Annotated in this window: 20 protein-coding genes; 1 reads left to right on the top strand and 19 read right to left on the bottom strand. The window is 57.4% G+C overall.

The annotated features are described in order from the left end of the window. Window positions 1-77: 77 nt before the first annotated feature. From AUL39_RS10965 to AUL39_RS08255, 15 genes are all read right to left on the bottom strand, one after another. Window positions 78-1,340 (bottom strand): Coenzyme F420 hydrogenase/dehydrogenase, beta subunit C-terminal domain, encoded by a 1,263-nt coding sequence (locus AUL39_RS10965; protein ID WP_082667334.1) that lies wholly within the window; start codon window positions 1,338-1,340, stop codon window positions 78-80. After that, window positions 1,330-2,763: a lipopolysaccharide biosynthesis protein gene (locus tag AUL39_RS08325; RefSeq protein ID WP_059055211.1), complete on the bottom strand. Its 1,434-nt coding sequence runs from the start codon at window positions 2,761-2,763 to the stop codon at window positions 1,330-1,332. The genes AUL39_RS10965 and AUL39_RS08325 overlap by 11 nt, the downstream gene beginning before the upstream one ends. Further along, a complete protein-coding gene (locus AUL39_RS08320; RefSeq protein ID WP_059055209.1) occupies window positions 2,763-3,851 on the bottom strand; it encodes a polysaccharide pyruvyl transferase family protein in 1,089 nt (362 codons plus the stop codon). The genes AUL39_RS08325 and AUL39_RS08320 overlap by 1 nt, the downstream gene beginning before the upstream one ends. 13 nt (window positions 3,852-3,864) lie before the next feature. After that, window positions 3,865-4,878 carry a glycosyltransferase family 2 protein gene (locus AUL39_RS10960; RefSeq protein WP_082667332.1) on the bottom strand — a complete coding sequence of 338 codons (1,014 nt, stop codon included), beginning with the start codon at window positions 4,876-4,878 and terminating at the stop codon, window positions 3,865-3,867. A gap of 34 nt (window positions 4,879-4,912) precedes the next feature. Further along, entirely contained in the window at window positions 4,913-6,148 is a 1,236-nt protein-coding gene (locus AUL39_RS08310; RefSeq protein WP_153001601.1) for an O-antigen ligase family protein, read from the bottom strand. Beyond that, window positions 6,148-7,110 (bottom strand): glycosyltransferase family 2 protein, encoded by a 963-nt coding sequence (locus AUL39_RS08305; protein WP_059055202.1) that lies wholly within the window; start codon window positions 7,108-7,110, stop codon window positions 6,148-6,150. The genes AUL39_RS08310 and AUL39_RS08305 overlap by 1 nt, the downstream gene beginning before the upstream one ends. 1 nt (window position 7,111) lies before the next feature. Beyond that, on the bottom strand, window positions 7,112-8,128 hold the full coding sequence (locus AUL39_RS10955) for a glycosyltransferase family 2 protein (protein ID WP_153001600.1): 1,017 nt from the start codon (window positions 8,126-8,128) through the stop codon (window positions 7,112-7,114). Between the two features lie 331 nt (window positions 8,129-8,459). Continuing rightward, entirely contained in the window at window positions 8,460-9,680 is a 1,221-nt protein-coding gene (locus tag AUL39_RS08290; RefSeq protein ID WP_059055195.1) for a radical SAM protein, read from the bottom strand. After that, the gene (locus AUL39_RS08285) at window positions 9,681-10,799 is read right to left on the bottom strand and encodes a glycosyltransferase family 4 protein (protein WP_059055359.1); all 1,119 of its coding nucleotides are present in this window, start codon (window positions 10,797-10,799) and stop codon (window positions 9,681-9,683) included. It abuts the gene before it with no gap. Between the two features lie 62 nt (window positions 10,800-10,861). Continuing rightward, entirely contained in the window at window positions 10,862-11,620 is a 759-nt protein-coding gene (locus tag AUL39_RS08280; protein ID WP_082667329.1) for a sugar transferase, read from the bottom strand. Window positions 11,621-11,890: 270 nt separating this feature from the next. After that, window positions 11,891-12,532 carry a tyrosine-protein phosphatase gene (locus tag AUL39_RS08275; RefSeq protein WP_059055192.1) on the bottom strand — a complete coding sequence of 214 codons (642 nt, stop codon included), beginning with the start codon at window positions 12,530-12,532 and terminating at the stop codon, window positions 11,891-11,893. A 22-nt stretch (window positions 12,533-12,554) separates the two neighbouring features. Beyond that, window positions 12,555-13,613 (bottom strand): CpsD/CapB family tyrosine-protein kinase, encoded by a 1,059-nt coding sequence (locus tag AUL39_RS08270; protein WP_059055190.1) that lies wholly within the window; start codon window positions 13,611-13,613, stop codon window positions 12,555-12,557. Window positions 13,614-13,617: 4 nt separating this feature from the next. Further along, window positions 13,618-14,277, bottom strand: a complete 660-nt coding sequence (locus AUL39_RS08265; RefSeq protein WP_059055188.1) for a YveK family protein — start codon at window positions 14,275-14,277, stop codon at window positions 13,618-13,620. 101 nt (window positions 14,278-14,378) lie between these two features. Continuing rightward, window positions 14,379-15,182 carry a YebC/PmpR family DNA-binding transcriptional regulator gene (locus AUL39_RS08260; protein WP_059055186.1) on the bottom strand — a complete coding sequence of 268 codons (804 nt, stop codon included), beginning with the start codon at window positions 15,180-15,182 and terminating at the stop codon, window positions 14,379-14,381. A gap of 385 nt (window positions 15,183-15,567) precedes the next feature. Continuing rightward, on the bottom strand, window positions 15,568-16,275 hold the full coding sequence (locus AUL39_RS08255; protein WP_059055184.1) for an ECF transporter S component: 708 nt from the start codon (window positions 16,273-16,275) through the stop codon (window positions 15,568-15,570). Between the two features lie 141 nt (window positions 16,276-16,416). Here AUL39_RS08255 and AUL39_RS08250 point away from each other — a divergent pair, with 141 nt between their 5' ends. Continuing rightward, window positions 16,417-16,857 (top strand): hypothetical protein, encoded by a 441-nt coding sequence (locus tag AUL39_RS08250; RefSeq protein WP_059055182.1) that lies wholly within the window; start codon window positions 16,417-16,419, stop codon window positions 16,855-16,857. 55 nt (window positions 16,858-16,912) lie between these two features. Here AUL39_RS08250 and AUL39_RS08245 read toward each other — a convergent pair whose 3' ends face one another. The 4 genes from AUL39_RS08245 to AUL39_RS08230 are packed head-to-tail and all read right to left on the bottom strand — an operon-like array spanning window position 16,913 to window position 26,146. Continuing rightward, the gene (locus AUL39_RS08245; RefSeq protein WP_059055179.1) at window positions 16,913-18,340 is read right to left on the bottom strand and encodes an ABC transporter ATP-binding protein; all 1,428 of its coding nucleotides are present in this window, start codon (window positions 18,338-18,340) and stop codon (window positions 16,913-16,915) included. Then, the gene (locus AUL39_RS08240; RefSeq protein WP_059055177.1) at window positions 18,337-19,212 is read right to left on the bottom strand and encodes an energy-coupling factor transporter transmembrane component T family protein; all 876 of its coding nucleotides are present in this window, start codon (window positions 19,210-19,212) and stop codon (window positions 18,337-18,339) included. The genes AUL39_RS08245 and AUL39_RS08240 overlap by 4 nt, the downstream gene beginning before the upstream one ends. Window positions 19,213-19,246: 34 nt before the next feature. Continuing rightward, window positions 19,247-20,419: a DUF4430 domain-containing protein gene (locus AUL39_RS11365; protein ID WP_059055175.1), complete on the bottom strand. Its 1,173-nt coding sequence runs from the start codon at window positions 20,417-20,419 to the stop codon at window positions 19,247-19,249. Next, window positions 20,420-26,146 (bottom strand): DUF4430 domain-containing protein, encoded by a 5,727-nt coding sequence (locus AUL39_RS08230; RefSeq protein WP_059055173.1) that lies wholly within the window; start codon window positions 26,144-26,146, stop codon window positions 20,420-20,422. Window positions 26,147-26,377: the final 231 nt, after the last annotated feature.

Genomic DNA, 26,377 nt, shown 5'->3' with positions numbered 1-26,377 from the left:
GCGCTGATTAATCAGTGTACCTTGACAGCACTACGAAATTTGCCCCATTAAATCCATGGGTGCATTGACCCGCAGCCTTAGTATGTACCGTTTCTTTTCAATGAATTCTTACTGTGCTTGACCACAGGAACAAGAAGAACTCGATGTATCAATTTCTTAATTTTTTCTTTTACATTATCTGGTATAACATGGTGCCATCGCCACCACTTTTCGACTTTGCTCCAACCGCCATCACGATAAGCTTTTAGGCAGCTTTTTCTATCCGATGGCAATGTACTTGGATGGCGTAGCTGATCATTACCTGATGCGATGTCATTGAAACTGACTTCCCTCAGATTAAGCCTAGCGCCGAATTTTTCCAAGACCTCGCGCCCATGAGCGTTATTCACGAGCAGACAAGAAATTCCACGCTTCATATTGAAGTGAGCCTCATCATTCATCACTTCAGGCCGAGTCTTCTGAATGCCCCAGAAGTCACCGAGTGTGAGATCTCCAGCGCGAAATCCGCTCGCATAGGGACAAACATAGCAGCTATCCCGCAATGTCTCCAAGCCTAAGAACATAGCGTAGTATGCGGAACGGTCAGCTGGAATCAGTTCTTCTGAGCCACCCTGTAGCTGCAGAAGCAGCAGGGAATGTCCCCAACCGTTATTTTTGCATCGGAAGCGAACATCTACTATTTTTTGTCTCAGCCGAGACTCTTCGCTCTCCACCCAGTCGCGGAACATCTGCTCACTAGGCACTCCATGGCACACAAGATCAGCCGTGTAGAGATTGGGCCATGGCCCTCCCTTCCCCAGAAAAGCCCTAAGCCCAGCAACTTGGCAGGGCGTCCCACAGAACAGAACAGTCTTTCCTTCAATAAGCTCCTGTCTCACCCTTGGGAAGCAGGGCCCAGCCGCGCTCTGCACGTATTTAGAATTTTGGAGGGCTGCAAGGCGATTCTCATCAGTCGCCTCGATATGGCTAACATGTAGGCCATCATCCGTCAGATGATATGCAGCCCCAAAAACAGTTCCTCCTTGAGCAATTATCTCGCGTGCCAAAGAGACGAAGACTCCTGCAGAAGCCGACTGAGATACATCACCATTGCCGGAAGCGGCATACCAAGGTCCTTCAGTCTGCTGACCAACATGCTGATGGAGACCGCATGCCCTCGTACAGGCTCTGCAACCGACACAGCTCTCCTGATGAATCACTGGAAACATGAAGCCGTTCTCGTCTGAAACCATCTCTATGGCATCCATAGGGCAGATAGCTGCGCAAGACTGACAGCCGCAGCAATCATTCTTCCCCGAGAACAGCGTGGGGACACTTCCGCCCTTCTCGTTATCGACCATTTTTATGCCAATCCATTTTCTCCCTGACTACCGCCATGAATTTAACGACAACAGCGCGATTTGCAACGGTGAAGAAAGAGCAAGCTATGGCCAGGCAGCCCAGTAGGGCTGCGAGATTGCCTGTATATACATTTATATAGTAAAGGGTAAAAACAGCCATACAACAGAGTGTTGTAAGCACCTGCTCTCGCGCGTCTTCGATGAGGGTGGCATATTTGGCAACTTTAAGCCTGCGATATTCATTCACAACGAAAGTCGAGGCAACTGTGGCAATTGAAGCTCCATAGAGCCCCAGGGGCGGGATTAATGCGAAACACAGAGCCACACAAATTGCCGCCGATAGCATGGTAGTCGTCCCCATGATTCCCGTATCCTTATATGCGGTGAATATGCCGCCGTAGAATCCGCTCATATTGCTATAGAAGGTTGCAAGGAGAAGTATCGGCACATAGAGCAGACCGTCCCTGTAATCGCCTTTCACCAAAACACCGTAGACGAAAGGCATCAAGGCAGTCATGCCCAAGACAACGCCCATCATGAAGCGACGCAAGGATCTGTAGACAGCATTGTAAAAAGAATTGTTATCCTCGTTCGAGCCCAGAATACGAGCTGAGCTCTCTTTCCAAGACTGATAGAAGAAGCCATACACCTGATCCATTACATTAGGGAATTTGTAGGCTACCGCATAGACGCCAGCGGCGTCTGCGCCAATGGTATTCATGATAATCAGACGATCGAGCATATTCATGATGGTCCATGAGACCTTATTAGGAATGAGCGGCACCGAGTATCGAACGAGCTCCCGCACTTCGTTCTTATCCAGTGCAGAGAGATCAACATAGCGCCACAGGCGCTTCCATATCAAGAACACAAGAGCCGATCCGAACTGCGCGATGGATGTAGCCGACAGCATGCCCGTAACTCCCCACCTGAACACCGCGATAAAGACCACGTTCAGGACAATGGTGATAGCACTAGCCGCAAAATTCATAAGGGCATAGCCAACCGTATCGCCAAAACCCCTAAGAAAGGCAGAGGCCATCTGCAGGAAACTGGCAGACAGGACCAGCACCACTATCCAGCCCATATTTGCAGGATGGACGAGAAGCCATACTATCCCTGCTCCAAGTGCGAAAATCACACACCCCGCCAGCAATACGGCACAGGAAGATGTCACGACTCTTGCTCTCTGTTCTACCGTATCGCAATCAATTAGAAATCGGAAAAGTGCCTCGTCCATAAGTATCGACATGATAGGCACGCAGAAGAGCGCAATTGTTTGTAGGTAATCCACCATGCCATACTCTGCAGTGGAGAGAACGGTAGTATACAACGGCAGAAGCAGGAAGGATACGAGCTTTGTCGCCAGACCGCCGATTGCGATAATGCCAGTGTTTTTTACCAGTCTCTTGCTTTCCCCCACTAAGCAAGCGCCTCCTTTAGAAAGTTCCAAGACCTTTCCCGCATGCCAATCACGCTCTTATCAGACTCGCTCCAATCAACAATAGTCAGAGGGCGAATGTCGGTTTTCGTTGAAAGGCATTGATCAATGTCTAAGTCTTTAAGAAAGCCTCGTACGCGAGATGAGCTCAAGTCACTTGCAAAAGTCCTAAAAGGCGTATGGAATATAACCGAGAAGAGCGTTGCGTGAAAAGAGTTCGTGAGCACTCCAGTTGCATTCTTGATGAGCCAGAGGAATTCTTCTGGTCCTACCCCGAAAAGATTCTCCGAATTTGCGATATCCAGCGCTTCTTCGGAAACGTAAAACACCTTCACGCCCAATAACTCAGCCACGCGCGAGGCACTCTCAACGAGTTCAGGGCAGCTTCTCAACATATATACGAATAAGTATGGTTCTTCCATCTTCTGCCGAGCCCCTTGGAGCAGCGGCTCATATGAGGTTGCATCAAGAAGCAGCGTAGGATCTGCGCATATTTCAATACGCTTATTCACAAGCGGCTGGAACAGGTTAACTGTCTCCTGTTCTCTAACCGAAATCGCATAAAACGGCGCAAGAAGCCGGGAAAGCTCCTCCTTATCAAAATACTCAGGCCGAAAAGATGTGTGAGCAAGACTGGGAGCGTATGCAACCCTCCTCCCATCTCCCGCAAATGACAGAAAGAAGGGCTTTACAATGCCCCGTGTTGCGTCGAGATTCCAAATTTGGTCGCTCCCGCAAACAAAGCAGTCAAATTGACTTGACAACTCATTTAAAGCAGCTTCATCTTTGAACGAATACCTTCTTGAGGTCATAGTGAAATGCTCCCGCCAGAAGGATTCAAAACTATTCTTCCGCTCTAGATACGGCACCAACTTCTTCATTGTCTTATACATGATGCGCGGGTGCTCGGGACGAAACAAACGGTACTGTTCAAAATCCCAAGAACGATAGTCAATTATCTTAGATTGATGACCCAAACGTTCAATAGCTGTTTGCAGAGCATAAGCCTGTAGTGCCGATCCAAAATTATACGAGGCATGGAAAGTTATGATACCTACTCTCACTTTCATACCGCCTTATCATTCATGTATTTGAACCCTCTTGTATTGGGTTCGCATCACCAATAACTGTCGATCCAAGTCTTCTCGTCTTTGAGAGCTTTCCCTTGATGATATACGAGACTCTGTATAGGAATGGGAAATGCTTGCATAATAAATATCGCCTGCGCAAATTACCTCGGAGATGATCATGTAAGTAATCGAAAGCAAGCAATCTATTCCTGAGCAGTTCGAAGGATTCACCGAATCTGCCCTGCTTGCAGAGAAGCGCTAGAACTCCAAGCGTATGTGTTACAAAAAACTCGTATGCGGGACAGCATCGCGATTGCCTAAGCTCCGCCTTGAGAATATGCAGCTGTACTTCATTAGCGTCTACATATTTAGACACACCCTGCGAATTTACTGCAGAATCCGCCCTGGAAATAAAATATGCATACAGCGGCTTATCAATTATTGCTATTTTTCCCTTAACGTTGCAGCATACGCGATAAAGGAAGTCTCGATCCTCGAGCAGGCTGAGGCTACTATCAAATCTCTCGTCTCGAATAATTTTTCTGCTCAGCACATGTGCATAAAGATACAGCAGGTCGCCTGAAACAAGAGGTCCATTCTTAGCATAGTCCGCTTTTGTGGGAGCAGGGATAATACCCAACGCTCTTTCGTCAGAGTCTTCCTCCACCACGGGAAAAACAATCATATCTGGCATGGATACAGCTATAGTTTTAAGAACAATCTCAAGCGCATGCGGAAGCAAACGATCGTCACTGTCACAGAACCAGATATATTTGCCAGATGCAAGCGCCAGGCCACGATTTCGAGCAGAAGACACTCCAGCGTTAGCCTGGTGGGCAACCTTCACATTTTTGTACTCTTTTCCGTAAGCGTCGCAGAGCTCTGATGAACCATCAACCGACCCGTCATCCACCAGCACTATCTCGTAAGAGCTTCCGTCCTGCAAGAGAATGCTCTTTATGCACCTGTCGAGATACATTTGCGTGTTATATACAGGTATTACTATAGATAATAGTACTTCAGACATCAGCGCATCTTCTCCTGTTGGCAAGCCTCAATCGTTATCTGGCAGTCAACGGCCTCGGAACCATAGACAGCAGCACTGGTATCAAGAAATAATTCATAGGGTTCCCGTTCAAAATCATATCTTCAAACAAGCCTATAAACAGATACGTCACCATAGCAGCAAGCACAAACACATGCTCACGTCCATCTGTATATTGGAGGGCGCTTCTGAAAAGAACGAAGAGGGCCGCCATAATGATTAGGATGCCAATAACTCCTGTAGCAACAAGATAATAAATATATCCGTTATCAAGCCACAGAGTGTGATAAGGAGTAAGTCCTTCTCCATAGGCGGTATTGGAAACATATCCAAGTCCTATCAGAACTCTTCCGCTATTGAACAGCGAGGGTACAGCATACTCGAAGAGCCAAATACGGTTCGACTGGTTGATTGCGGTTTGCAGGTTAGTTGAATCAATCGAACTAAGTACGTTGTAGAGCAGCATTAAAGCGATAAACAGCACCGCAATACGACGCGAAGCTTTTCCCCCGTTCGCGTTGAGCGAAAAACTGCCTATCATCCAAGAACCTAGCAATAGAACAAGTCCAATGATTGAACTCCTCGAAGCGCTGCACAAGAGCATGATCACGGCAACTGTTAGAAGCACGTAGTCTAAGCATCTTACGAAAACCCCTCTGTGTATTTCGGCGGTAGTCAACCGATAGAGGTACATCATAAAAAGAGCAACACACATTCCGCCAAGCGTATTCGCATGTCCAAAGCCAAAAACGCTTCTAGTCCTTCCTTCAGCATCGAAGACAGTACCAACGCCGCTGAGATTTATATCTGCTGGATGGAGCAACATCTGCAAAAGAAGAACAGCACCTAAAACATAGAAACACATCGAGGCAAGGCGCAGAGGAATGCTGCGGCTTCTCACAAACCAAGCAGTAAATATAATAATTAGAAGAAATAGTCCATTTGTTTGGGCCAGGCTCAAATTGGAAGGCATGACTGGATTTACTAATACAAAACAAAATAAGAATAGATGTAGGACCATGAGTACGACAAACAGGCTGAAAGCCGTAGGCTGATAATGCCCGTATTTGAGCTCCATCAGCCATAAGAGACTAACGAATCCCAAATAAACAAGCTGGATGAAAATCGTTATATTGGATGATTCAATGACCTGAGAAATCACGAGAACCCTGCTGGCGTACATTATGACGAACAGGACTGAAAAGACTGCAAGCGTAAGTTTTTCACTCTTGGCGAGGCTGATTTCCTTCATCATTTGCCTTTCAATGCAAAGCTGGCAAGCGAATAGAGTCTATGTGATAGAACAGCCCTTCTGAAAACATCTTTCCAGCCAACAGTAGGCGCATCTATTACATCCTGAATCCTCTCGATGCTGCCAAGCGCACGTGCGATCTTGAGCTTATCAAAACCTTGCCTCCTAAGGCGGGCTGCGTAGTTTGCGATGACTCGCCTCATGGAAGAGAGTGCCAGGTCTCTACCTTGATTGCCCAGCCGACATGTAGAGCAGAAATCCAGCAAGCCCTGCAGCATAAGCTCGTATTCTCGAACGTCCTGAAGGCAAGCTTCGCTTTCCGTTCTGCTGCCATCGTTCTCCACATAAACATACATCGCATCGGGAATATAGGCAGCGCTACTTGCGACCGCAAGAAAACGCAAATTGAATATCAAGTCCTCCCCCAGGCTTTGGCCTAGAGGAAACCTCACCCCTTTGCACAATGCCCTCTTGTAGAGTTTCGTACAAGGAGAATTGCTTTCGCAGGTAAGTGCTAAGAGCCTAGCGGATTCTAGATCGTTCGGTATGACAGGCGGCTTCACGATATGGCGAATACCAGGCCGTTCGCGAACATAGTCGAAAAAGATAATGTCGCTATCACTTCGTGTCATCGAAGCGCATATGCGAACAAAATCACTGGTCACATAGTCATCGGAATCCACAAAGGAAAGGTAAGTTCCAGCCGCAATGTCAATTCCTGCATTGCGGGCAGCACTGACCCCTACATTTTCTTGGTGAACTACATGTACAAGAGAGGGGTACCTCTGTCTTAAGGCATCGCAGAGAACTCCTGAGCCGTCTCGCGATCCATCATCCACCAAGATGATCTCGTATTGCCCTGTGAATTCTTCATCAATGAGAGAATTCACGCATCGCTCAAGGGTACTTTTCGCCTCGTAGACAGGGACTATTATGCTAATCGCGGGGGCCAAGTAGCTCATCCTAACCTTTGATCTTTACAGCAAGCTTTGCTGCTCCAAGGGCCAGAGAAAAAAAGCCCGACCTTATTAGTCCGAGATAGAGAGCCGCCGCTTTGGGCAAACGCGAGCAGTCGATATCATCAGCAGAGCGATTTGCCTCGATTTCTCGCTTGATATGCTTGCAGCCAGAGCGGAAGCCAGAACCTGCCCTTGCTTCATGAAAGATTGCCATGAAGAGCCAGTACGCCTTGAATGCATTGAGTTCATCATCCAGCCAGGCTTCCTTACCTCCAAGGCGCGCAACGAGGTAGTCAACAAGGAGACGGTTATTACGAAAACGTCCTGCATCATAGCTACTCGTAATTGATTTAGCATTCTCTTGATAGTAGTTGTAGAGCACGTCATCAAGAATGCAGAGGGAGTTCGAGTAATAAAGGCACTCAAAGATATAAGCATTGTCCTCGCCCATCCGAATACGCTCATCTGTGCAGTAGTGACTCAATAGGATGGAACGCTTATAAATCTTATTCCAAGCAGCTGGATTGAATATTCCCCTGCAAAAAGGCTGTCGTTTGTCCCAAATCATATAGGGGAGAACCTCGCTGAGCATTCGCTCCCGATTGTAGAAACCAGGTTCGGCATAGCAGGGAATTTTCTCTTCATGATCTACAAAGACTTTTTTAGCATTGAATATCACAGCATCTGGCGCATAAGGAGAAATTGCTTTATCCCAGATGGCTTCGAGCGCACCATCGACAAGCCAATCATCGGAGTCAACAGGGACTATGTATTCTCCTCTTGCTATGGCAAGGCCCGCATTGCGAGCGCTGCAAAGTCCGCCATTTGTCTTATGCACAACTTTGACGCGTGGGTCTTGAGATGCATAGGCGTCGCACATCTCTGGACAGCCATCGGGGGAACCATCATCCACAAGGATAAGCTCGTAGTCGCGATAGCTCTGTCCCAGGATGCTTTGGATACACCGATCAAGGTATTTCTCAACGTTGTATATAGGCACAATGACGCTAAACGTAGGCATATGACGTATCCCATCTAAGATCTGAGACAGAAATAAAGTGGATGAAGCCGCAGATAAATGATAGGTATTGTGCAGAAGAGCGGGCCCCGACAGTTGCGATAGCATGTCAATGGATTCGGGTTCTCAAGTGAGAATCCAGCAGTCGTTGAAGCAGAAGTCAACGTTCTGCATTGGCTGGGGATATGGCCGACCAAGCTATGCCACGTTTCTCTCTAGCATCAATGCCTCGTAGTGCCACACCTTAGCAAGAGCCCGTTCAGTCCAATGTTGCTTGACCTACCTTAATAAAACGGGCGGTTGTCCAAATGCCTATGGCGAAAGCCATGACCAATCACCAATCTTCTTTACCTCCCTGGCCTTCTGACAATGACTGCTGAGCCTTTGCTTGTCTTACAGCTTCCTCAGCGTGCGCAAGAACTTCGCTTGTCTCAAACACATGCGCTTCGGCCTTGCTTGCTTCAGAGAGGCCATCGTTTACAACGGCAAACATATCGCAGGTAGAAAGCTTGTCTAGCTCTTCCTTGGTGACCTTTCCATCCTCATAGTCACGTACGATCTTGAGCTCATGCATGTCGTACTTCTTGCCAGGACGCAGCTTATGGGCAAGCACCCATGCTGCTGGCTTCCAGATGTACTTGTGCATGGCAGGAGAAACGCTGCCTATCATCCAGCAGTTCCTATCGCAATTGCGTACAACGTTGCGTACCTTTTCTGCCTGCTCGGAGTTCCAGAGCTCATCCCAGCTCTGCTTGTTGAGGTTGCCCATGACCTCCTTGTCCTTTGTGCCATTACAGGGCATCACATCCCCATAGGGGTCGATGAAGAAGGTATCGAAAGCCATATCACAAGGAAGCAAACGAGGCTGTCCATAGATGTAATTGATGAGGCCATGGTTGAAGTAGGCACGGAACCACTTCTTAGGCTCGTTGCTCTTCAGGAGCTCATTGATCAGGTCTTCGATGTTCTGCGCAACCATCGGACGGTCATGGATGATGTTCTTGGCTTCAACGAAGTAGAAGCTGTTATGCAGGCTTGCCGTAGCAAACTCCATATGCAGCTCGTTGGCCAGATGGTAGAGCGGCACAAGATCCGGGGCGTTCTTGTCCTGTACCGTCATGCCAAAGCCCACATCGGGATGTCCCATCTCGACAAGCTTCTTGAGCGTTGAGTAGCCACGGTTGAAGCCATCGGGCAGGCCACGTATCTCGTTATTGGTCTGCTCGAGACCCTCAATAGATACGCGGATGCCTACCTTGGGGAACTCCTCGGCAAGCTTGATGATGCGGTCTGTGAAGTAGCCATTCGTAGAGATGACGATGCGGTCGCTCTTCTTGTAGAGTTCGCGCACGATATCAGGAAGATCCTCACGGATGAAAGGCTCTCCTCCCGTGATGTTCGTGAAATACATCCTGGGGAGCTTCTTGATCGTATCGAGAGATATCTCCTCATCCGGACGGCTTGGCGCCTTATAGCGATTGCACATCGTGCAGCGAGCATTACAGCGATAGGTGACTATTATTGTCCCATTTAGCTTCTTTTCTGACTTTGCCATCTAGTACCTTTCACGCGTGCCGGAGTATATTTCTAGAGTTTGTTGAGCGACGATATCCCAATCGTAACTTCTTGTTACATGTTCTCTTGCAGCTTTGCCAAGCAGCTTCACTCGTTCTGGTGCTTCTAATATGTTCTCGAGTACCGTTTCCAGCGCATCAGCATTGCCCTTCTCGAACGTCATCCCATGTCCGGCAAGCACATCGGCGCACTCGGGGATATCAGACGTTACGCAGCATCTTCCGTATGCCATGGCTTCTAGGAGACTCATGGGCATGCCTTCAACATCCGAGGGCAAGACGTAGCAATAGGCATTAGAGTAGAGCTCCGCCAGAGTATTGCCAGTCACGAAGCCCGTAAACAGAACTCTCTTGTCGCCCTCTGCCATATCCCGCAACTGTTTCTCGTACTCCGAGGTATCAGAGGCACCGCCAGCAATCACGAGCCGTTTGTCTGTATCAAGCCTGTTGAAAGCTTCAATCAACAGCTCTGGTCTCTTTTCCGGAACAAGTCTTCCCAGGAAGAGTATGTAGGAGTTCTTCTCCAAACCCCAACGTTTCTCAATCTCGTCTGCTGGTCGATATTCCTTAGGATTCATGCCGTTGGGGATAAAAACAGTACTTCGATTATAAGTTTGTTCGAAGTAATCCTGCGCCGAATGCGAGAGCACGATAATCTCATCCGCGCTCTCGGCAGCAGCCTTTTCGCCATGCTTGATATAGGCAGACCCAAGCCTTCCCCACTTGGCGCGCTGCCAGTCAAGCCCATGGATGGTTGCGACGGTACGAATTCCCGCCCTACGCGCCATAGGAAGACACACGCACGGCCCCTCAGCATGGAAGTGAATAACGTCAGGCTTATCGGCAATCGCCGCCTTAGTTGCATAGTATGAAGCGCTCGCAGCGGCGAGTCCCTTCTTGTCGATGGTCTTAACTGGCACGACACGGACGCCATCTATAATGCGTTCACGAGTCTCGGCCGCATCACCAGTCATAACATCGGAACCCGATCGATCATAGCAGGTAACCTCGTGGCCGAGAGCAGCCATCCTCTTGGCCAGCTCAGTGACAACAACCTCGACTCCACCCTCCCGAGAGCCGAAGCGCTTATGTCCAATCATCGCAATACGCAAGCTGATTCCTAACAGCCCTCATAGCCGAACACGCAAAGCCAAGTGTTATTTTAGTTTCCTTGTGCCGTAAGAACGCACCCAACGGTCTGAATCACAAGCTTGAAATCCGCCCAGGCGCTGCACTGATTGATGTAGAGCAGATCAAGGTCAACCCACTCGTCAAAGCTGATGAGATCACGGTTCATTCTCGTCTGCCAGTAGCACGTAATGCCTGGCTTAACGAGAAGACGCTCACGCTGGTGCGACGTGTAGAGATCAGTCTCTCTCTTCAGTGCAGGACGCGGACCCACAATGCTCATGTTACCAAGAAGCACATTGAAGAACTGTGGCAGCTCGTCGATGCTCGTTTTCCTGATGAATCGGCCCACCTTGGTGATGCGTGGGTCATCCTTGATCTTGAAGACCGGACCATCCTTCTCATTGAGGTCCCTAAGCTCGACCAGGCGCTCCTCGGCATCCGCGTACATCGAGCGGAACTTGAACATCTTGAAGGGCACCCCGTTCTTGCCCATGCGCTCTTGCACGAAGAAAACCCGGCCATTTGGGTCATCGATCTTTATTGCAATTGCAGCAATAACGTAGACCCACCAGAACAGGGCGAACACCAGGAGGCTAAAGGCGATATCGAATAGCCGCTTGACAAAGCGGTAGCCATACCGATGCGCAAGGCGCTCCACGGAAGCCCTGACCTTATCGTCGTCCTGATACCCTACGCCGGTGATGCGCTCCGAGTTAGCAGAGGTGGCTACGGCATCCTTGGTGCCCTGGAGAGTTGTGAACTCGGTAGACTTGCGAGACTTAGAGGGCATTACCGACGCCTGCTCCCTCGATGCTTGACCGGCTTCAGCCAAGCATAATTGTTCGCAACTCTGTCGCTCCACGAAGACCTCCCCCCGAGCAATTTTCGGGGATCACAATTTATCTTTTGGTGTAAGTCCATTCTATGTCTTGGTCGCGTTTCAGGCCAATGGAAAGGACATTCAGTCCTGCACGTCACAATCATCACATCGGTATGTCGAACCAAGCCCATAGCCTGTAGCCTTTGGCATGTTGTGCACAGGCAGCAGGCTGCCCTTGGTCTACGCAAGGCAGCTCCCGTACTTTCTCAGCGCCTTGGCCAGGTACTGGTAGTGCTTCACGCAGTGCGCGTCACTCGCAATAAACGTGTAGAGGCCCTGCTTCATGAGCTCAATGGCCGGGCGCTTCTCGGCACCCAGACGCCCCCCTGCAATGAAGTCCGCGGAGGCCTGGAGCCTGCAGCCCATGTCCACCAGCTCCCGAGCCAGGCCAACGTCCTTCTGCACCGCCACGTAGCGCTCTGGGTGCGCAATGATTACGTTGTAGCCCATCCCCTGGAGCTTAAAGATGGTCCTCTCGTAGTCCGCAAAGCGCGAAGGCGATGCGTTTACCGAGAGCTCCAACAAGAAGTCCGCCGTGCCGTAGCAGCCAAGCACCCGCGCCCAACCCATCCCCAGGTCCATGAGCTTGTGGTGGTTAACCTCGAAGCCCATGTGGAGGGGGAAGTCTCCCGCAGCGTCTTGCAGCTGGTAGAAGGCCTGCCACATGGCATCGTAGTCAAAGTACGGGTCGCGGCAGTGAGGCGTGCAGGTTATCTCCGTCACGCCGGCGGCACGCGCGGCCTTAAGCATAGCAAGCGACTCCTCCATAGAGGAGGAGCCGTCGTCTACACCGGGAAGTATGTGGCAGTGAATATCGTGCACAATGGCGCTTTTCTACCCTTGGCTAGTAGTCCTCTTCATCGTAGCGCGGGTAGCTGCGACCAGTACGCGCAACGCGGGACTGCTCCGCCAAGCGCTGGTACATGGCCGTGTCACCGGGGCCGGCCATGTGGGTGCGCTGGAGCTGCGGCTGCGTTGCCACCTGTGGCTGCTGGACGGGACGCTGCGCAGTTGCCACCTGGGGCTGGGCCGCACGGGCCTGCGACTGGGCGGGCTGAGCCGCGGGCTGAGCCTGGCTCCTGCGCGGAGGCGGGCCTGCCGGGACGGACTGCTGAGGGGCAGCGCCACCCTTGCGCGCGTTGCTGGCGGACTTTGCGGATGACTGCTGGGGCTTGGCGGGCACGAACTTTGGAGCGTTCGACTCCTCCTCCGCGCGGTTGCGGCGGCCGCCCTCGCCATTCTCGTAGTAGTACGAGTAGTAGCTGTTGCCCTTGCCAAAGTCGCAGCCGTTCATCACGATGCCGGCAAGGTTGCAGCCAGAAGCACGGAGCTGATCAACAGCCTGCTGAAGCTCGGCTCGCTTGACGAAGTTCTCGCGTGCAACCAGCAGCACGGCATCAACCTTGGTACCCAGGACGGCCGCGTCCACGAAGGTTGTCACGGGCGGAGTGTCAAAGACCACGTAGTCAAAGCGACTGCGGGCGTTGTCCAGGAAGCTCTGGAAGTGGTGCGAGTTGAGGATGTTCGAGGGGTTGGGAATGTGCGGCTCGGCATCCAGGAAGTACAGGTTCTTGGTAGGCGTGCGCACGGCCGCCTGCTCCAGCGAGACCTGGCCGGTCATCACGGAGTAGATGCCAGACTGCGCGTGCACGCCAATGCGGGCTGCCATGCTGCGGCGGCGCATGTCGCACTCAACGAGGAGCGTGGAGGCGCCGGATGCCGCGATGGCGGAGGCGAGGTTCATAGAGACGAAGGTCTTGCCCTCGTTGGAGATGGAAGACGTGATGGCAAGGACGTGGACGGGATTGTCAACGCTCATGAAGCGAATGTTGGCAAAGAGGGTCTGCGCAGCGTTTGCAACTGCCTGGCCCTGCTCCTCGGCGCGCTGGTTTCTCCTAGGCATCTGCTTACATCCCTTCGACCTTTGGGAAGTGGCCCACAACAGGCAGGTCAGCGATCACCTCGGCGTCCTTGCTGTTTCTCACGCGCGTGTCCGCCATGTCTGCCACAACCACAATCACAATTGCGGCAAAGAGCCCGACGAGAAACGCCACTGCCGTGTACAGCGCGCGCCTGGGGCCAGAGGGCGAGGTGGGTGCCACGGCAGAGTCGATCACGTTGACGGACTGCACGTTCATGACCTGCACGGCAACGTCCGAGACGTCCGCCACCAGAGCGTTAGCCACCTGGGCGGACTCATTGGGGTCCGTACCGGTAACGGCGAGATCAATCACGCGCGTAGTGGTGGAGCTTGTGACGTCGATGCTGTAGCCGTTGAGGCCGTCGAGGCCCAGCTGCTTGGCCACGTCACCCTTCACGCGGTCCGACTTGATGAGGGTGGCCACGTCGTTGGTGAGCATCTGGGATGCAGAGAGGTCGCCTTGGGTGACCGCTGTGGTGCCGTCTGCTGCCGTGGACTTGGAGAGAACGTACATCGAAGTGCTGGCCGTGTACTGGTTGGGGAGGAAATGGGCGTACACGCCGGTGACTACTGCGCAGGCTATGGGAAGCAGGATGACAAGCCTGAGGTGCTTGCGCAGCAGATGGAACAGTTCGAGAAGTGTCATAGGCCTTTCCCCTGTACGGGAGTTTGGCTTGGAAGCATTGCGAACAGACGCCGAGAAGAGAGCGGCGCCGGTGCCTTAGGGTCACCGGCGCCGATGCGTGCCTAGTCCTCGTCTTCTGCGAGGGCCTCGGCGATTTCGTCTGTGACGTTCATGGTGCTGTAGACGTTCTGGACATCCTCGAGCTCGTCCAGGCGGTCGATGAGGCGCTGGACCTTCTTGGCGTCGTTGACCGAGACGTCGGTGGGGGTGGTGGGCATCATCGTGAGCTCGGAGCCCTTGACCTCGATGCCCTGGGCCTCGAGCGCCTTCTGGACGTCCTGCATCTTGTCGTACGCGGTGTAGACGATCCACTCGTCGCCGGCGTCCTCGTAGTCCTCGCCGCCGGCCTCGGCCACGGCGAGCATGAACTCGTCCTCGTCCACGGCGTTCTCGCGGTCGGGGACCTTCTTCTCGTCGCTGTGGATGACCTTCTCGACGGCGATGGAGCCCTTGCGCTCGAACTGGAACGCGACGGAGCCGGAGGTGCCCAGGTTGCCGCCAGCGTGCGTGAAGGCGGAACGGACGTCTGCGGCGGTGCGGTTCTTGTTGTCGGTCAGGCAGTCAACGTAGACGGCAACGCCTGCGGGGCCGTAGCCTTCGTAGGTGATCTCCTCGTAGACGGCCGCGTCGGCGCCGGCACCGAAGGCCTTGTCGATGGCTGCCTTGATCTTGGCGTTGGGCATGGAGACCATGCGGGCGCGCTGGACGGCAGCGGCGAGGGTGGCGTTGTTGTCCGGGTTGGGGTCGCCACCGATCTTGGCGGCAACGGTGATGTTGCGCGAGAGCTTGGAGAAGAGCGACGAGCGCTTGGCGTCGATGGCCGCCTTCTTGTGCTTGGTGGTAGCCCACTTAGAGTGTCCGGACATTGAGTCTCCTATCCACACCGCGCGCGAGCCTGGCTGCGAGGTCCGCGCTTGTACTTGATGCGGGTGCGACTGTGCGCGGCCGGATGCCGCCCTTTGGCGGCCGTGGGGGCTGCGGACGCGGTCGATACCCATGTAACCTAAGAAATTCTACTCTCTGGCGGCTGCGACGCAAGGGTGAGCGGGTGCGGGGTGGCGCGGCGCGGGGTGGAAGTCCGGGTTTCTTCACATTTGGGGAGTGAAGAGGGGCTTGGGGGCTGGTTGAGGCGGCGGTTCGATACACATTCGTTCTTCGAATGTGTATCGACCTGGGCGGGTCACAGATTCGGCTCCGAACGTGTATCGGGGGCAGTCCCCGAAAGTTCCAGCCGTAGGCCGGGACTTGCAGCTACAGGCCGTACTTCGCGACGGCGTGTCGGATGCGCGCGCCCCACGGCACCCATATCGCCGCGAGGAAGCCCACCGTGGCGGCTCCGTGCAGGCAGTCCCACGGAAGCCCAGCCGCATACGCTGCGGCCACGGTAGACCAGGTGATGGGCTCCACGTATCCAATCACGTACCAGCCGTTGAGAATCGCCCCGTAAAAGAGTGCTGAGAGAAACCCGTACGCGAGCAACGCGCCGCGGCGCCTAAGAAGACCGCGCTCGCCCAGCACGCCCGCGAGGTAGCCGACAAGCCCCCACGCATACATCTGCCAGGGCGTCCACACGCCCTGGCCAAAGAAGAAGTTCGACAACAGCGCAGCCAGCGCACCCACCATGAAGCCCTCGCTCCTGCCCAGCGTGGCACCCACGACAATGGCAATCGCCGAGACGGGCTTGACGTCGGGAATGGGGGCAAAGAGGATTCGCCCGGCCGCCGCCAGCGCCGCGAGCGTGGCAGTGGGCATGACCTGTCGAAGCGCAGGCCGTGAGGCCTCGAAGCTGGCCATGAAGAGCCCCACGCAGAGAACCACCACCAGAAGCGTGAGCCCCGCGGCCGCCTGCACGCCGTTCACGGCACAGGCAACGAGAACCGCGGGAACGGCGACTATCGACGGCACCTCGAGGGCAGCGATGACACGTTGGCAGGTTGCGCTCGCGCTGCTCGTTGCCATGGCCCTTGCCTTTCTCGTCAGAAAACCCGCACGCAACACTCTATGCCACAGCGTACCGCCCGCTTACAGGAAACAACCACCAACCTGCGCAGAATTGCCTAAGATGGGCATGTGCCGCACCCATCGACCGGAGGAGGCCCCATGCTCTACGTTGGAAACTTTAGCTACAACGATGACAAGGACCAGGCAAACAACTACTGCCTCATGCCGTGCGTGGTTGAGGCGGACTCGGCGGACGAGGCCCTCGAGAAGTTTGCGTCAAAGTTCGCGAGCGTGCGCGCCGAGTCTGACCTGCTTGAGGGCGCAAGCGAGATCTACCTCGACTCCCTTGTTGAGCTGGAGGGCGTGCCGCAGGACCCGGTGATCACGCAGTGGCAGAAGATCGTGCCCGCCATTGACGGCCTGTGCTCGGTGACGAGCGCACTTCCCGACACGAGCGTGGACGAGCTTGCCGCCAGCGCATACGGCTGGGGCGAGGATGACGGCGACGAGATCGAGCTCGAGGACATGGAGGACCTTGACGACCTTTCGGAAGATGACCTCGAAGAAGAGGGCATGGAGGAGCCATTCCTCACCTTCTAGCCAGCAGCCGACGGCGCGCTGACGGCACGACGTTCACGCGGCGGCGCGCCACAACTCACGCATGGTAGAGCCAAGACCCGGCGAGAAACTCGTCGGGTCCTTCTGTGCACGTCACGGTCCCGTCAAAGAGCAGCGACACGGAGTCTGCCACCGCAGAGACAAACGCAAGGTCGTGCGTGGCGAGAAGGACGCTCCTCCCCTCCTGGCGCAGCTCCTGCACGAGACGGGCAAGCTTCGTGCGAGCTGCGGCGTCGAGGCCCTTGGTAGGCTCGTCCAAAATGAGCAGGCTTGGCCTTGTGAGCAGCAGCTTTGCAAAGGCCACGAGCTGCTGCTGGCCACCGGAGAGGTCGAGCGGGTTTCTCGCCGCCACGCCCGTGAGCCCCAGGCGCTCCATCATTGCCGTGACCTGGGCCTCGCCGTAGCCCGCGCCCTTTGACCAGAGCATGAGCTCCTCGCGTACGGTCTGCGCAGAGAGAATGGCACGCGGGCTCTGCGGCAGGTACGCCTGCGACGCCGCATGGGGACGAGAAAGACGTCCGCGCTGCGGTGCAAGAACGCCGCACGCCAGCTGCAAGAGGGTCGTCTTGCCCGAGCCATTGCCGCCGACGATTGCCGTAACCTCGCCTTCGGGCGCCGCGAGGTCCAGACCGCGCAGGACCCAGTCGGAATTGCGCTCGTAACGAAACCACGTATCGCGCAGCGAGAGTGCGGGTTTCGAGTGGCTGACAGTTGGCTTGCCGGTGGCGCGTTTCACTACCTCCGGTCTAAAGGCGCAGGCAGCAATGGCCTCGTTAAGCGAGAGCTCGCGCACGCGGCCTTGCTCCACACGAAAGGCACAGGTAGCCACGTCGCGCATGGGCTCGGGCGCATGCGTTGCCACAACAACGGTGACTCCCAGCTCGCGGTTTGCGCGGAAAAGCATGGCTAGGAAGTCCTTCTCGGCTACCGGATCGAGCATCGAAGTGGGCTCGTCCAGAAGCAGCAGGCGCGGCCGCATGGCGAGCGTTGCAGCAAGTGCGAGCATCTGGCGCTGACCGCCGGAGAGGCTTGCCGTCTGACGGCGAAACCAGGGCTCCATGCCAAAGAACATGCAGGTTTCAGCCACGCGGCGACGCATCTCGGACACCGGCGTCCCCAGGTTCTCCAGGCCAAATGCCATCTCATGCCACACAGTGTCGCACACAATCTGGCTGTCGGGGCTCTGGAAGACGAGCCCCACGGTCTGCGCGGACTCCACCGGCGAGAGCGTGCGCACATCCTTGCCAAACGCGAGCACGTGGCCGACAAGTGCGCCCGCCGGCGTCACCTCCGGCTTGGCCAGGCGCAGAAGCGTCGACTTACCAGAGCCGGTACTACCCGTGAGCAGCGCAAACGCTCCCTCGGGCACAACGAGCGAGACATGCTCAAGAACCGGCGCGGGGCTGGGCTCTGTGTCTGTTGCGGGGTAGGAGAAACTCACGTCCCTAAGCTCGAGCGCATTCATGCAACCCTCCCCCATCGAAGACGTTGTCCCAGGTCTAGCGCCGTGGGAAGGAATGCCAGCACGGCATGCGGCGCATAGCCCCACCAGGCAACCAGGCGCGGCATGGTGGGATAGAAGTGCCACTGCGAGCAAGCCGCGTAGACGAGAAATGCACTCACGGCGGCAAGCAGGACAATACCCGCAAGCGCAAACGCGTCGGAGTTCCGGAAGGAATCCGGCAGATAGCAGCTGCGGCGGTCCGTGGCACCCCACCCGCGGGCGCGCATGGCGTCGGAGCGCTCGATGGAATCCTCCATCGACCAACTCATGAGCTGGTCGGCCACGCGCACGCCGCGATCGCGCGAGCCTTCCGGTGCGGCCGCCGTGGTAGCGAGCGTGGCTGCCCGCACGGTCTGCGAGCGCTGCATGAGCTGGGGCACCAGCTGCGCTGCCATCGAGGTCACAAGCGTCACCGTTGGAAGAACGCGGGCACCCAGCTGGAGCAGACGGTCCTGCGTGAGCACGCAGGCGGCATCCTCAAACCACAGGACCACCGCCACCAGAAGCGCTCCAGCACAGGCGCCGTAGGCAATGCTCTCCTGGTAGATAGCCATAGGCCCAAGCTGCGCCACCAGCGTGGAGCCAGACGCCGAGAAGAGAGGGTTGGCCACGGCGACAAGGGCCACCATGGGCAGCTGCCAGCGAAGGCCGCCGAGCGTGCGTCGCCATCCACGCGCGGCAAGCGAGAACACAAGCGCACCGGCCAGCGAGATGCCCACGCAGACCGGCTGCATCGCGAAGATGGCGATGAGGATGGTTGCGGCAAAGTACGTCGCCGGCACAGCCGGGTGGCAGGTGTCGAAGGCGGTGTGTGTGTCTCGCATGGTCAGCATGTGACGAGTATGACGCACTTTCTAATCTCTGACGCTATGCCGACGTGACGTAGACCCACGTCACCGCATCGCCATCCGCGAGGGTGTAGGAGCCCGCCGAGTAGTTGGGGTAGCTCCCGTTAACCGCGTACTTCCAGCCGCTCTCCCCGCCCTGGTCCTTCTCGGCATATCCGTTGATGGCAGCAACGTAGATGCCCATGGCCGTGCTGCGCGCGTTGACGCCTGCACCGGTTGCCACCAGGGCGTCGTATGCGGTGGCTCCAGGGTCGAGCGAGACGGTGTACGAGCTGGACGATCCTCCGTCAGCACGGGCGTCGATGGTCACGGTGACGCGAACCTTGGCGTTCTGCGTGGACTGCGCGGACGAGCTTCCCGATTGCGCGCCGGTTGCCGACGAGGAACTCCCGACGCCGCTGGACGTGCCAGTGCCAGTGACGCCAACTGTCCCGGAGCTGACGTCCTTCTGACGCGTTGCGACATCTGTAGCGGAGAGGTTCTCGCCAGCAGACGTGACGTTGGCATTGATCGAGACGGCCGTGCCGTCCGGAAGTGTCGGAGCCACGCCAGCAAACTGGGAAATGTTGTCTGCGTTCAGCTTGGCGTACGCGTCGCCGGAGATTCCGTAGCCAGTTGCTGCCGAGAGGAGCGTTGCCAAGTCTCCCGTGGTAGGGGCACCGGCCGTGGGCATGGTTATGGCCATGCGCACGGCGCCGGTGCCGTCCTCGCAAATCCAGGTGGCACCTGGGATACCCACACCCTGCTCAGAGGCCCAGGCCGCAAGGGCAGCCGAGCGCTGAGCGCAGACAAGCACCATGTCCGGCGCATCAGCGGAGCTTGCCTCCTCAACCCAGATGCCATCTGAGGAGAGGACCACACGGGCAACGCCCTTCTCGAGCGAGACGTCTGTGCCGTCAAACTGGAGCGTCGCAAGAGCGGAGTAGACGTCGTCCGTGGTGAGTTTGAGCGCCTGAGATGCCTCCTGCGACACAGCGGCGTCCTGGTCGGCGGGCTGGCCCTCCTCGGTCGTGGTCTGGAATGCAGCAGACCCGGTTGCCCAGGCAAGCGGGTCGCCGCCCTGCGCGTAGACGGACATCGCCCAAACGCAGAAGGCAATGAGCGCAGCGGCGAGAATCGCGAGAATCACCCTGGCAGTGTGCTTGCCGTTTGCTGGCTGCTGACTGTCAAGTTTCATGCCGTTGTCTGACATCTAGCCGCGCCTCCCCTCGGCGGTTCCGTCATCGCCGCGGCGACGACGCGTGGCAAGCAGCAGGATGAGCAGCGCCGCACCAACGCAGGTGCCAATGATGGGCCAGATGGGAAGGCCCGACTGGTTCGCTGAAGTCTCGCTTGCAGAAGTCTCGCCGGTTTCAGCGGGTTCCTTGGCCCCCGTGGAGGTGACGGCGGTCACGTCCTCCGAGGAGTAGCTGCCGAGAAGCGAGCTGTTCTCTGACGCGAGGGCGTCGGCTGTCGCGGAGCCAGTCGACGCATTGCCGCCAGAGACGGTTACGTGAGGCTTTGACGGCTTCGCTGCGGATGAGGTCGACGTGGCGTTGCCAAAGGCGCTGCCCGCAGTGTTACCACCTGCGTTACCGTTGGTACCAGCGTTGCCCCTGCCGCCAGCAGAGCCAGCGTTGTTCTCGCCGCCCTGGCCCTTTTCGCCCGGCGCGGCCGTGGCTGCGCCCGCGTCCAGCTTGAAGAGGGTGCCGGAGTCGTTGAAATAGTAGAGGTTGCCGCTTGCGTCGCAGGCGATGGAGCTCATGCAGTACTGCCAGAGGTCGCTCGCGGGCTGGTAGAGCGTGGTGGCCTCGGCGTCCCCAAGCCGGTAGGCGTACACGCCGCCAGGTTTGCCGTTGCTTGTGAAGTACACGTACGTGTTGCCATCGAGGGCAACGCTCACCAGAGGTGCGCTCTTAACGTCACCGGTCCCCACCTGGCCCTCGACAGCGGTCGCAGGCACCAGTACCTCGTGCACCACGCTCATGGAGGCAAGGTCAATCACGAAGAGCGCGCCGCGCGTCACGTCTGCGGAGGAGGAACCGCCCACGTAGATTCGCCCGTCGCAGATGACAGGCGACGAGGTGGAGTACGAGCCGAACCTCACGCTGCGGCCTGCCGTCAGCGAGCCGTCAGAACCCAGGAAGAGCTCGTGCAGCGTGCCGTCGGTCGTGACCGCGTAGACCGTATTTCCGCTCACTGCCAGCTGTGCGCGGCAACGCGTCCCCAGCTCGACCGAGGAAAGCTCCTCCCCCGTAGCGGTATCGAACAGCGAGACGCGCCCCTCGTCGTTGGCGGTAAGCACGCCGGCAGAAGTGGGCACGGCGCCCGTCCAGTAGTAGCCTGCGTCCGTTCCCTCGTGCGACCACACAAGGCTGCCGTCAGCCAAGCTCACGCAGGCCACGTAGCCTCCGCAGGAATCGCTGCCGTCAGGTGCCACGGTCGAGAAGTACGCCTTGCCGTCACGCACGGTGACGGACGAGAGGAGCTGCTGGTCAACGGCCTTGCCACTCGCACTGGTAGAGGCAGGCAGCGCGGCCGAGACCCAAACCGTGGTCAGCGTGTCTGCCGTGAGCGCCTGGATACGGCCTCCGTGCAGCGGCACAAGTATGAGACCGTCGGCGTACTGCAGGCGCGCAGTGGAGTCCACGCTTGCAGCCAGGCGCGCCTCGTCAAGAACCACACCCGTGGACGCGTCACGGCGATAGAGCTGCGTCTGCGCGGCATCGTAGACGTCGCCGTTAACGACAATCGCGTCGCTCGCGTTGACAAACATGCTGGTCGTAGTGCGTGACCGCGCCCAGTCAAGCCTAGCATAGGTGCTTGAGCCGGGCACTGGTGTGGCGAGCCCGCGCACTACGCCCGTCTCGTCCGTGCCCTTGTAGCCAGGCCAAGCGGCGCTCAGGCTTGTGGGGCGCGTTGCCGATGGGTCCACTACCAGCGCATCGCTCTTGGGAAGGCTGTCAGAATCCGTGCAGTAGTACCAGACGACCTCGTCGCCGTTGGCAATGTTCACGCTGCTTGCGCCAACCTGCGACGCCTTACCGTTTACAAACAGGTGCCAGTACGCGCCCGTCGAGGCATCCCAGCCCAACACACGTCCGTCCACGGGCGAAGTGATGGTGCTCAGGTAGTAACCCCAGCTGCTGGTAGACGAGGCACGCGTGAGGCCGCACGCAGAAAACGCCGCCTCCGAGAGATCCGCCGCCGTCGAACCCTCGACAAGCGTGAGCGACGTGGTATCGGCCCACACCTGATCCAGACCCGAGGCGTCCTTGCCAATCACCTTCACCGAACCAGTAACCTGGCCAGGAAGCGAGTCTCCCCAGGCGGAGTAGTACCAAACAACCTGGTCGCCCTCTTTGAGGACGTAGTTCGACGCCATCACCGTGGCAGACTCGCCGTTGATGAAGAGCTGCCAACACTTGCCGGTTGCGGCGTCATAGCCCAGCGAGTTGCCGTCCTTGGTAAAGGTGTAGAGGCCATTGTCGTAAGTGATGCCGTTGGCATCAAGGATCTTCTTGGTGAGGCCTGCCGCGGTGGTTCCCGGCTCGACGGAAAGCGAGGTCTCCGGCGCCCAGCTCACGTTGGCGCCAGCAGCATTGGAGCCAATAACCGAGCAGCTAGCGGTAACCTGCTCCGGCGCGTCCTTGCCCGAGGTGCCCGTAACCGTAATAGTGGCCGAGACGTCCTGGTCTACAAGGCTTGCCAGCTTGGCCTTGAGCTGGTCGCTTACCGTGGGGTCATCCTTGTAGAACTCGTAGTAGGCCTGGAAGCGCTCGTCAGCAAGGCGCGAGGTAACGGTAACCCGCGTGTTGTCGGTGGGCTGGGTATAGGCGAGAAGCTCGTTGGAGATTACGTCCGGACGGCTGGACTTGAAGGTGCGCCAGGTCATGCCGCCCATGTCGCTGTATCCGGGCAGGTCAACCGGCACAATGCCGGGGTGCGCGGACTGCGTGGCGCGGTCGCGCGCCCAGGCGAGGTTCCCCGATGCGTCCTCGTAGGCGCCCAGGAAACTTCGCAGGTTACCTGTCACGTTGCTGGCGTCTTGTCCGTCAAGGAGCGCCAGGGCATACCCCGCCTTGGCCTTCTCCATAAGCGAAACCGCCGCGTCAATCTCCTGCTCGCTCACGGGAGAGAGCGTGAACTCTAGCGACTTCGATGAGGTTATCTCGGGGTTTGACTTGTCGGTAACCGTGCAGGTAATGGTAACGGTGCGCGCGGTGCCAAGCGGGCGCACAACCGTTGCGTGGTACCCATTGAAGCTGACGAGAGAATCGTTGCTGCTATACGCAACGGCGTAGTACTTGCCGTCCACGCCAAGCGTGCGCGTGGTGGGAAGCTGCAGATCGCCAGTCACCGCGGTGGGGTCGATGACGTCACCGGTGGAGAAAGCGGTCACCTTGTCGTAGGCGAAGCTGCTCTCGACCTTAGCCACAAGCTCGGTCTGAGCTGCAGCCACCGCCTCTGGGTCTGCCTTGACGGTAATCGGGAAGTCTTTGGTCACCGAGACCTCGGGCATACCGTAGCCCGTGAAGGACACGGTTGCCGTAAGGGTGACTGGCGTGTCAGAAGAGCCGCGCGTGGGCGTTGCCGTGAGCGTGCTGTCCCAGCTCTCTCCGGATACTCTCACGGAGCTGTCGCTTGCGGTCCACGTTGCACTGGCACCGCCCAGGCTTGCGGGCAGCGTGAAGGCCTGCGTCACGGAGTCCGCGGAGTCGCCCTGAGCAAAGCCAAGCGTAATGGCATCGGCCTTCTTCTGGAGCACGGCGCGCGCGGCGTTCTCGTCCCAAGGCACCTGGAAGGTGCGGTTGGGGGTGTAGGTTACGGTCTCGTCTCCGCGGGTGAGCGTAAACGTAATCGAGCTCACCGTCTGAAGCGAGGAAATGTTCCAGCTAGAGACCTTATCGGTGTCGCACGAGAAGTACGTGATGGCACCGTTGTCCGCGTCTGCGGTGGAGATTCCCACGGTAGCGTTGGCGTCGGCGTCCGAGAAGGACACGTTGCTCACGCGCACGGCGAGCCCCGTAGTGTCCACGCCCTCGTCTGCCAGCTTGGCGAGAAGCACGTCGTTCACGTTGGTGTCGGTGCCATAGGTGAGAGAGGGGCGCCAGTTCTCGTTCTTGAGGCGCGCGGCGGCACCCGCGAGCGTGTTGGCCCCAACAACGGCCTGGTCAAAGGTACTTTCAACAGTGGCCGTGCCGCTCGTTGCCACAACCTTGAGGTACTTTCCCGCTGCACTTTCCGGAACCTGCAGGCTTGCGGACGTGCAGCCGTCAAGCGGCTGCCACTCACCTGACGGCGTGTCGGCGACGTACCACTGCAGGCTTACGCCGTCATTGCCGGTCACGTCCACGTTGCTGCCAGAAAGCTGCGAGGCGTAGACCACTGCCTTCACAGTGTCGCCGGTGACAAGCGCACTCGACGAGGGTGACAGCACAATGTGGTGGAGGTCGTACGCACCTGCAGCCTTGACCTGGCTCTTCTCGCTCTCGGCAGACGCCATGAGCGCACTGCAGCTTGCCCACACGTACTTGCCCTCAAGGGGCGAGGAGAGCTTGAGCGTGACGCCGGTGGCGCCGTCTTCGGGCGTGAGCTCGCGCGCGTTGGTGCCCGCCGCGTCATCGGCCGCGTACCAGGTGCACGTGAGCTTGGCGTCCGAGGGCAGGTCCGTCTCGTACGAACCCCAGCTGCTGGTCTTCTCGTACTGAGGCTGCGCCGTAAGCGTTGCCCCTACCTGCGCGTTTGTGGCCGAGGACGAGAGCTTCACGCTCGAGACGTCGTAGGCGCCCGCAAGCGCAACGGGTCCCACCGGGTCAGTCGCGGTGGTTCCGTAGTAGGAAGGCGCGCTGGTCGAGACCACCGAGTTGCCGCTTGTTGCCTTGACGCGCAGGTACGTGCCCAGAAGCGAGGTGCCGTCAGAGGTCTGCTCGGGAACGGTAAAGGTGGCAGAGGTGGCGCCCGAAATGTCGGTGAACGCGGAGTCATCTGTCGTCTTGCTTGCGGCCCACTGCCACTGGTAGAGAACGACGTCCGTGGAGGACGCTTGGGTGTAGGAGCTGGTATAGGCCGTGGCGGTAAGGGTCTGGCCAACCTTCGCGGAGCCGGACGCGTCGACCGTCACCTTGTACAGCATGACGGTGCCGGCCTCTTGCACGGGGCCCGCTGCCAAGCTCTTGGTTGCACCGTAGCCGCCGTCCGCACTTGCGTAGACGTACTTGCCGAGAAGGTCAGAGGTCACGGTAAGCGTTGAGGTTGTGGCGCCTGCGATCTTCTCGCCCGTGCCATACGCCGAGTCGCTGGCGTACCACGACCAGGTCACGCTGGCGTTGGAGGTGGCGTCGGCACCGCTTGCGTCCTTTGCTGTAGCGGTGATGGTGTTGCCGGGGGCAAGCTTGCCGGCGTTGCTCAGCGACACGTTCACGAGGTTGACCGAACCGGCAGCAGCCACCTTGTTGCGGCTGCGCGTCGTGCGCGAGGAGCTGACGTCGGCGGTTGCGAGCGTACAGCGCACGTAGCGACCGGCGTAGCTTGCAAGCGAGAGGGACTGCGCGGTGGCACCCGGGATGTCTTCCCAGGTTGAGTTATCGCTGCTGACCTGCCACTGGTAGGTGAGAGTGGCGGGGTCGATGGGGGTGCCGGAGCCCTTCTCGCGCGCCCATGCCCACAGCGTGTCCGAGGCGGCAAAGGCATAGGTACCGCTCGTGGAGCTTGCGCTGGTGGTGAGGTAGGTCGAGTAGATGCTGACCGACGCGGCATCGGAGGCGCTTGCCTCGGCCGAAGCGGCTGCTGCCGTCGCTGCCGGCGACGCCTCCGCCGCGGCCTCGGCAAGCGCTCGCGTGGGCACCATCGACGCCGCCGTGACCAGCGACAACGTCACCGCCAGAATGCGGTCGCACAGCCGTCGCACAGGCATGGTTGTGGGTTCCGTGGGTTTCATTCCCCGCCTCCCTGTCTTGTGCTCCCTTGGGAGCTCGAGGGCAGGCAGGGCCGTCGAGTGGCGACGGTAGCCTCATGGCGCAGCGCCAACGATTACGCGGCGCGCGCGACTGAGCACAGTTCTGGTTGCTGACCCGGAGTAGAACCGGGATCCATTTGCAGGCCTCACAGCTGCCCAAACCGTGCCCTCGGTTTGAATGTTGCCTGAAGTATAGACGAGAAGCGCTCGCAG

Origin of the sequence: Tractidigestivibacter scatoligenes, assembly GCF_001494635.1 — a bacterium.
GTDB classification, from domain to species: domain Bacteria; phylum Actinomycetota; class Coriobacteriia; order Coriobacteriales; family Atopobiaceae; genus Tractidigestivibacter; species Tractidigestivibacter scatoligenes.
The sequence above is the reverse complement of the archived record's forward strand: the minus strand, read 5'-3'. Positions and strand labels throughout refer to the sequence as shown.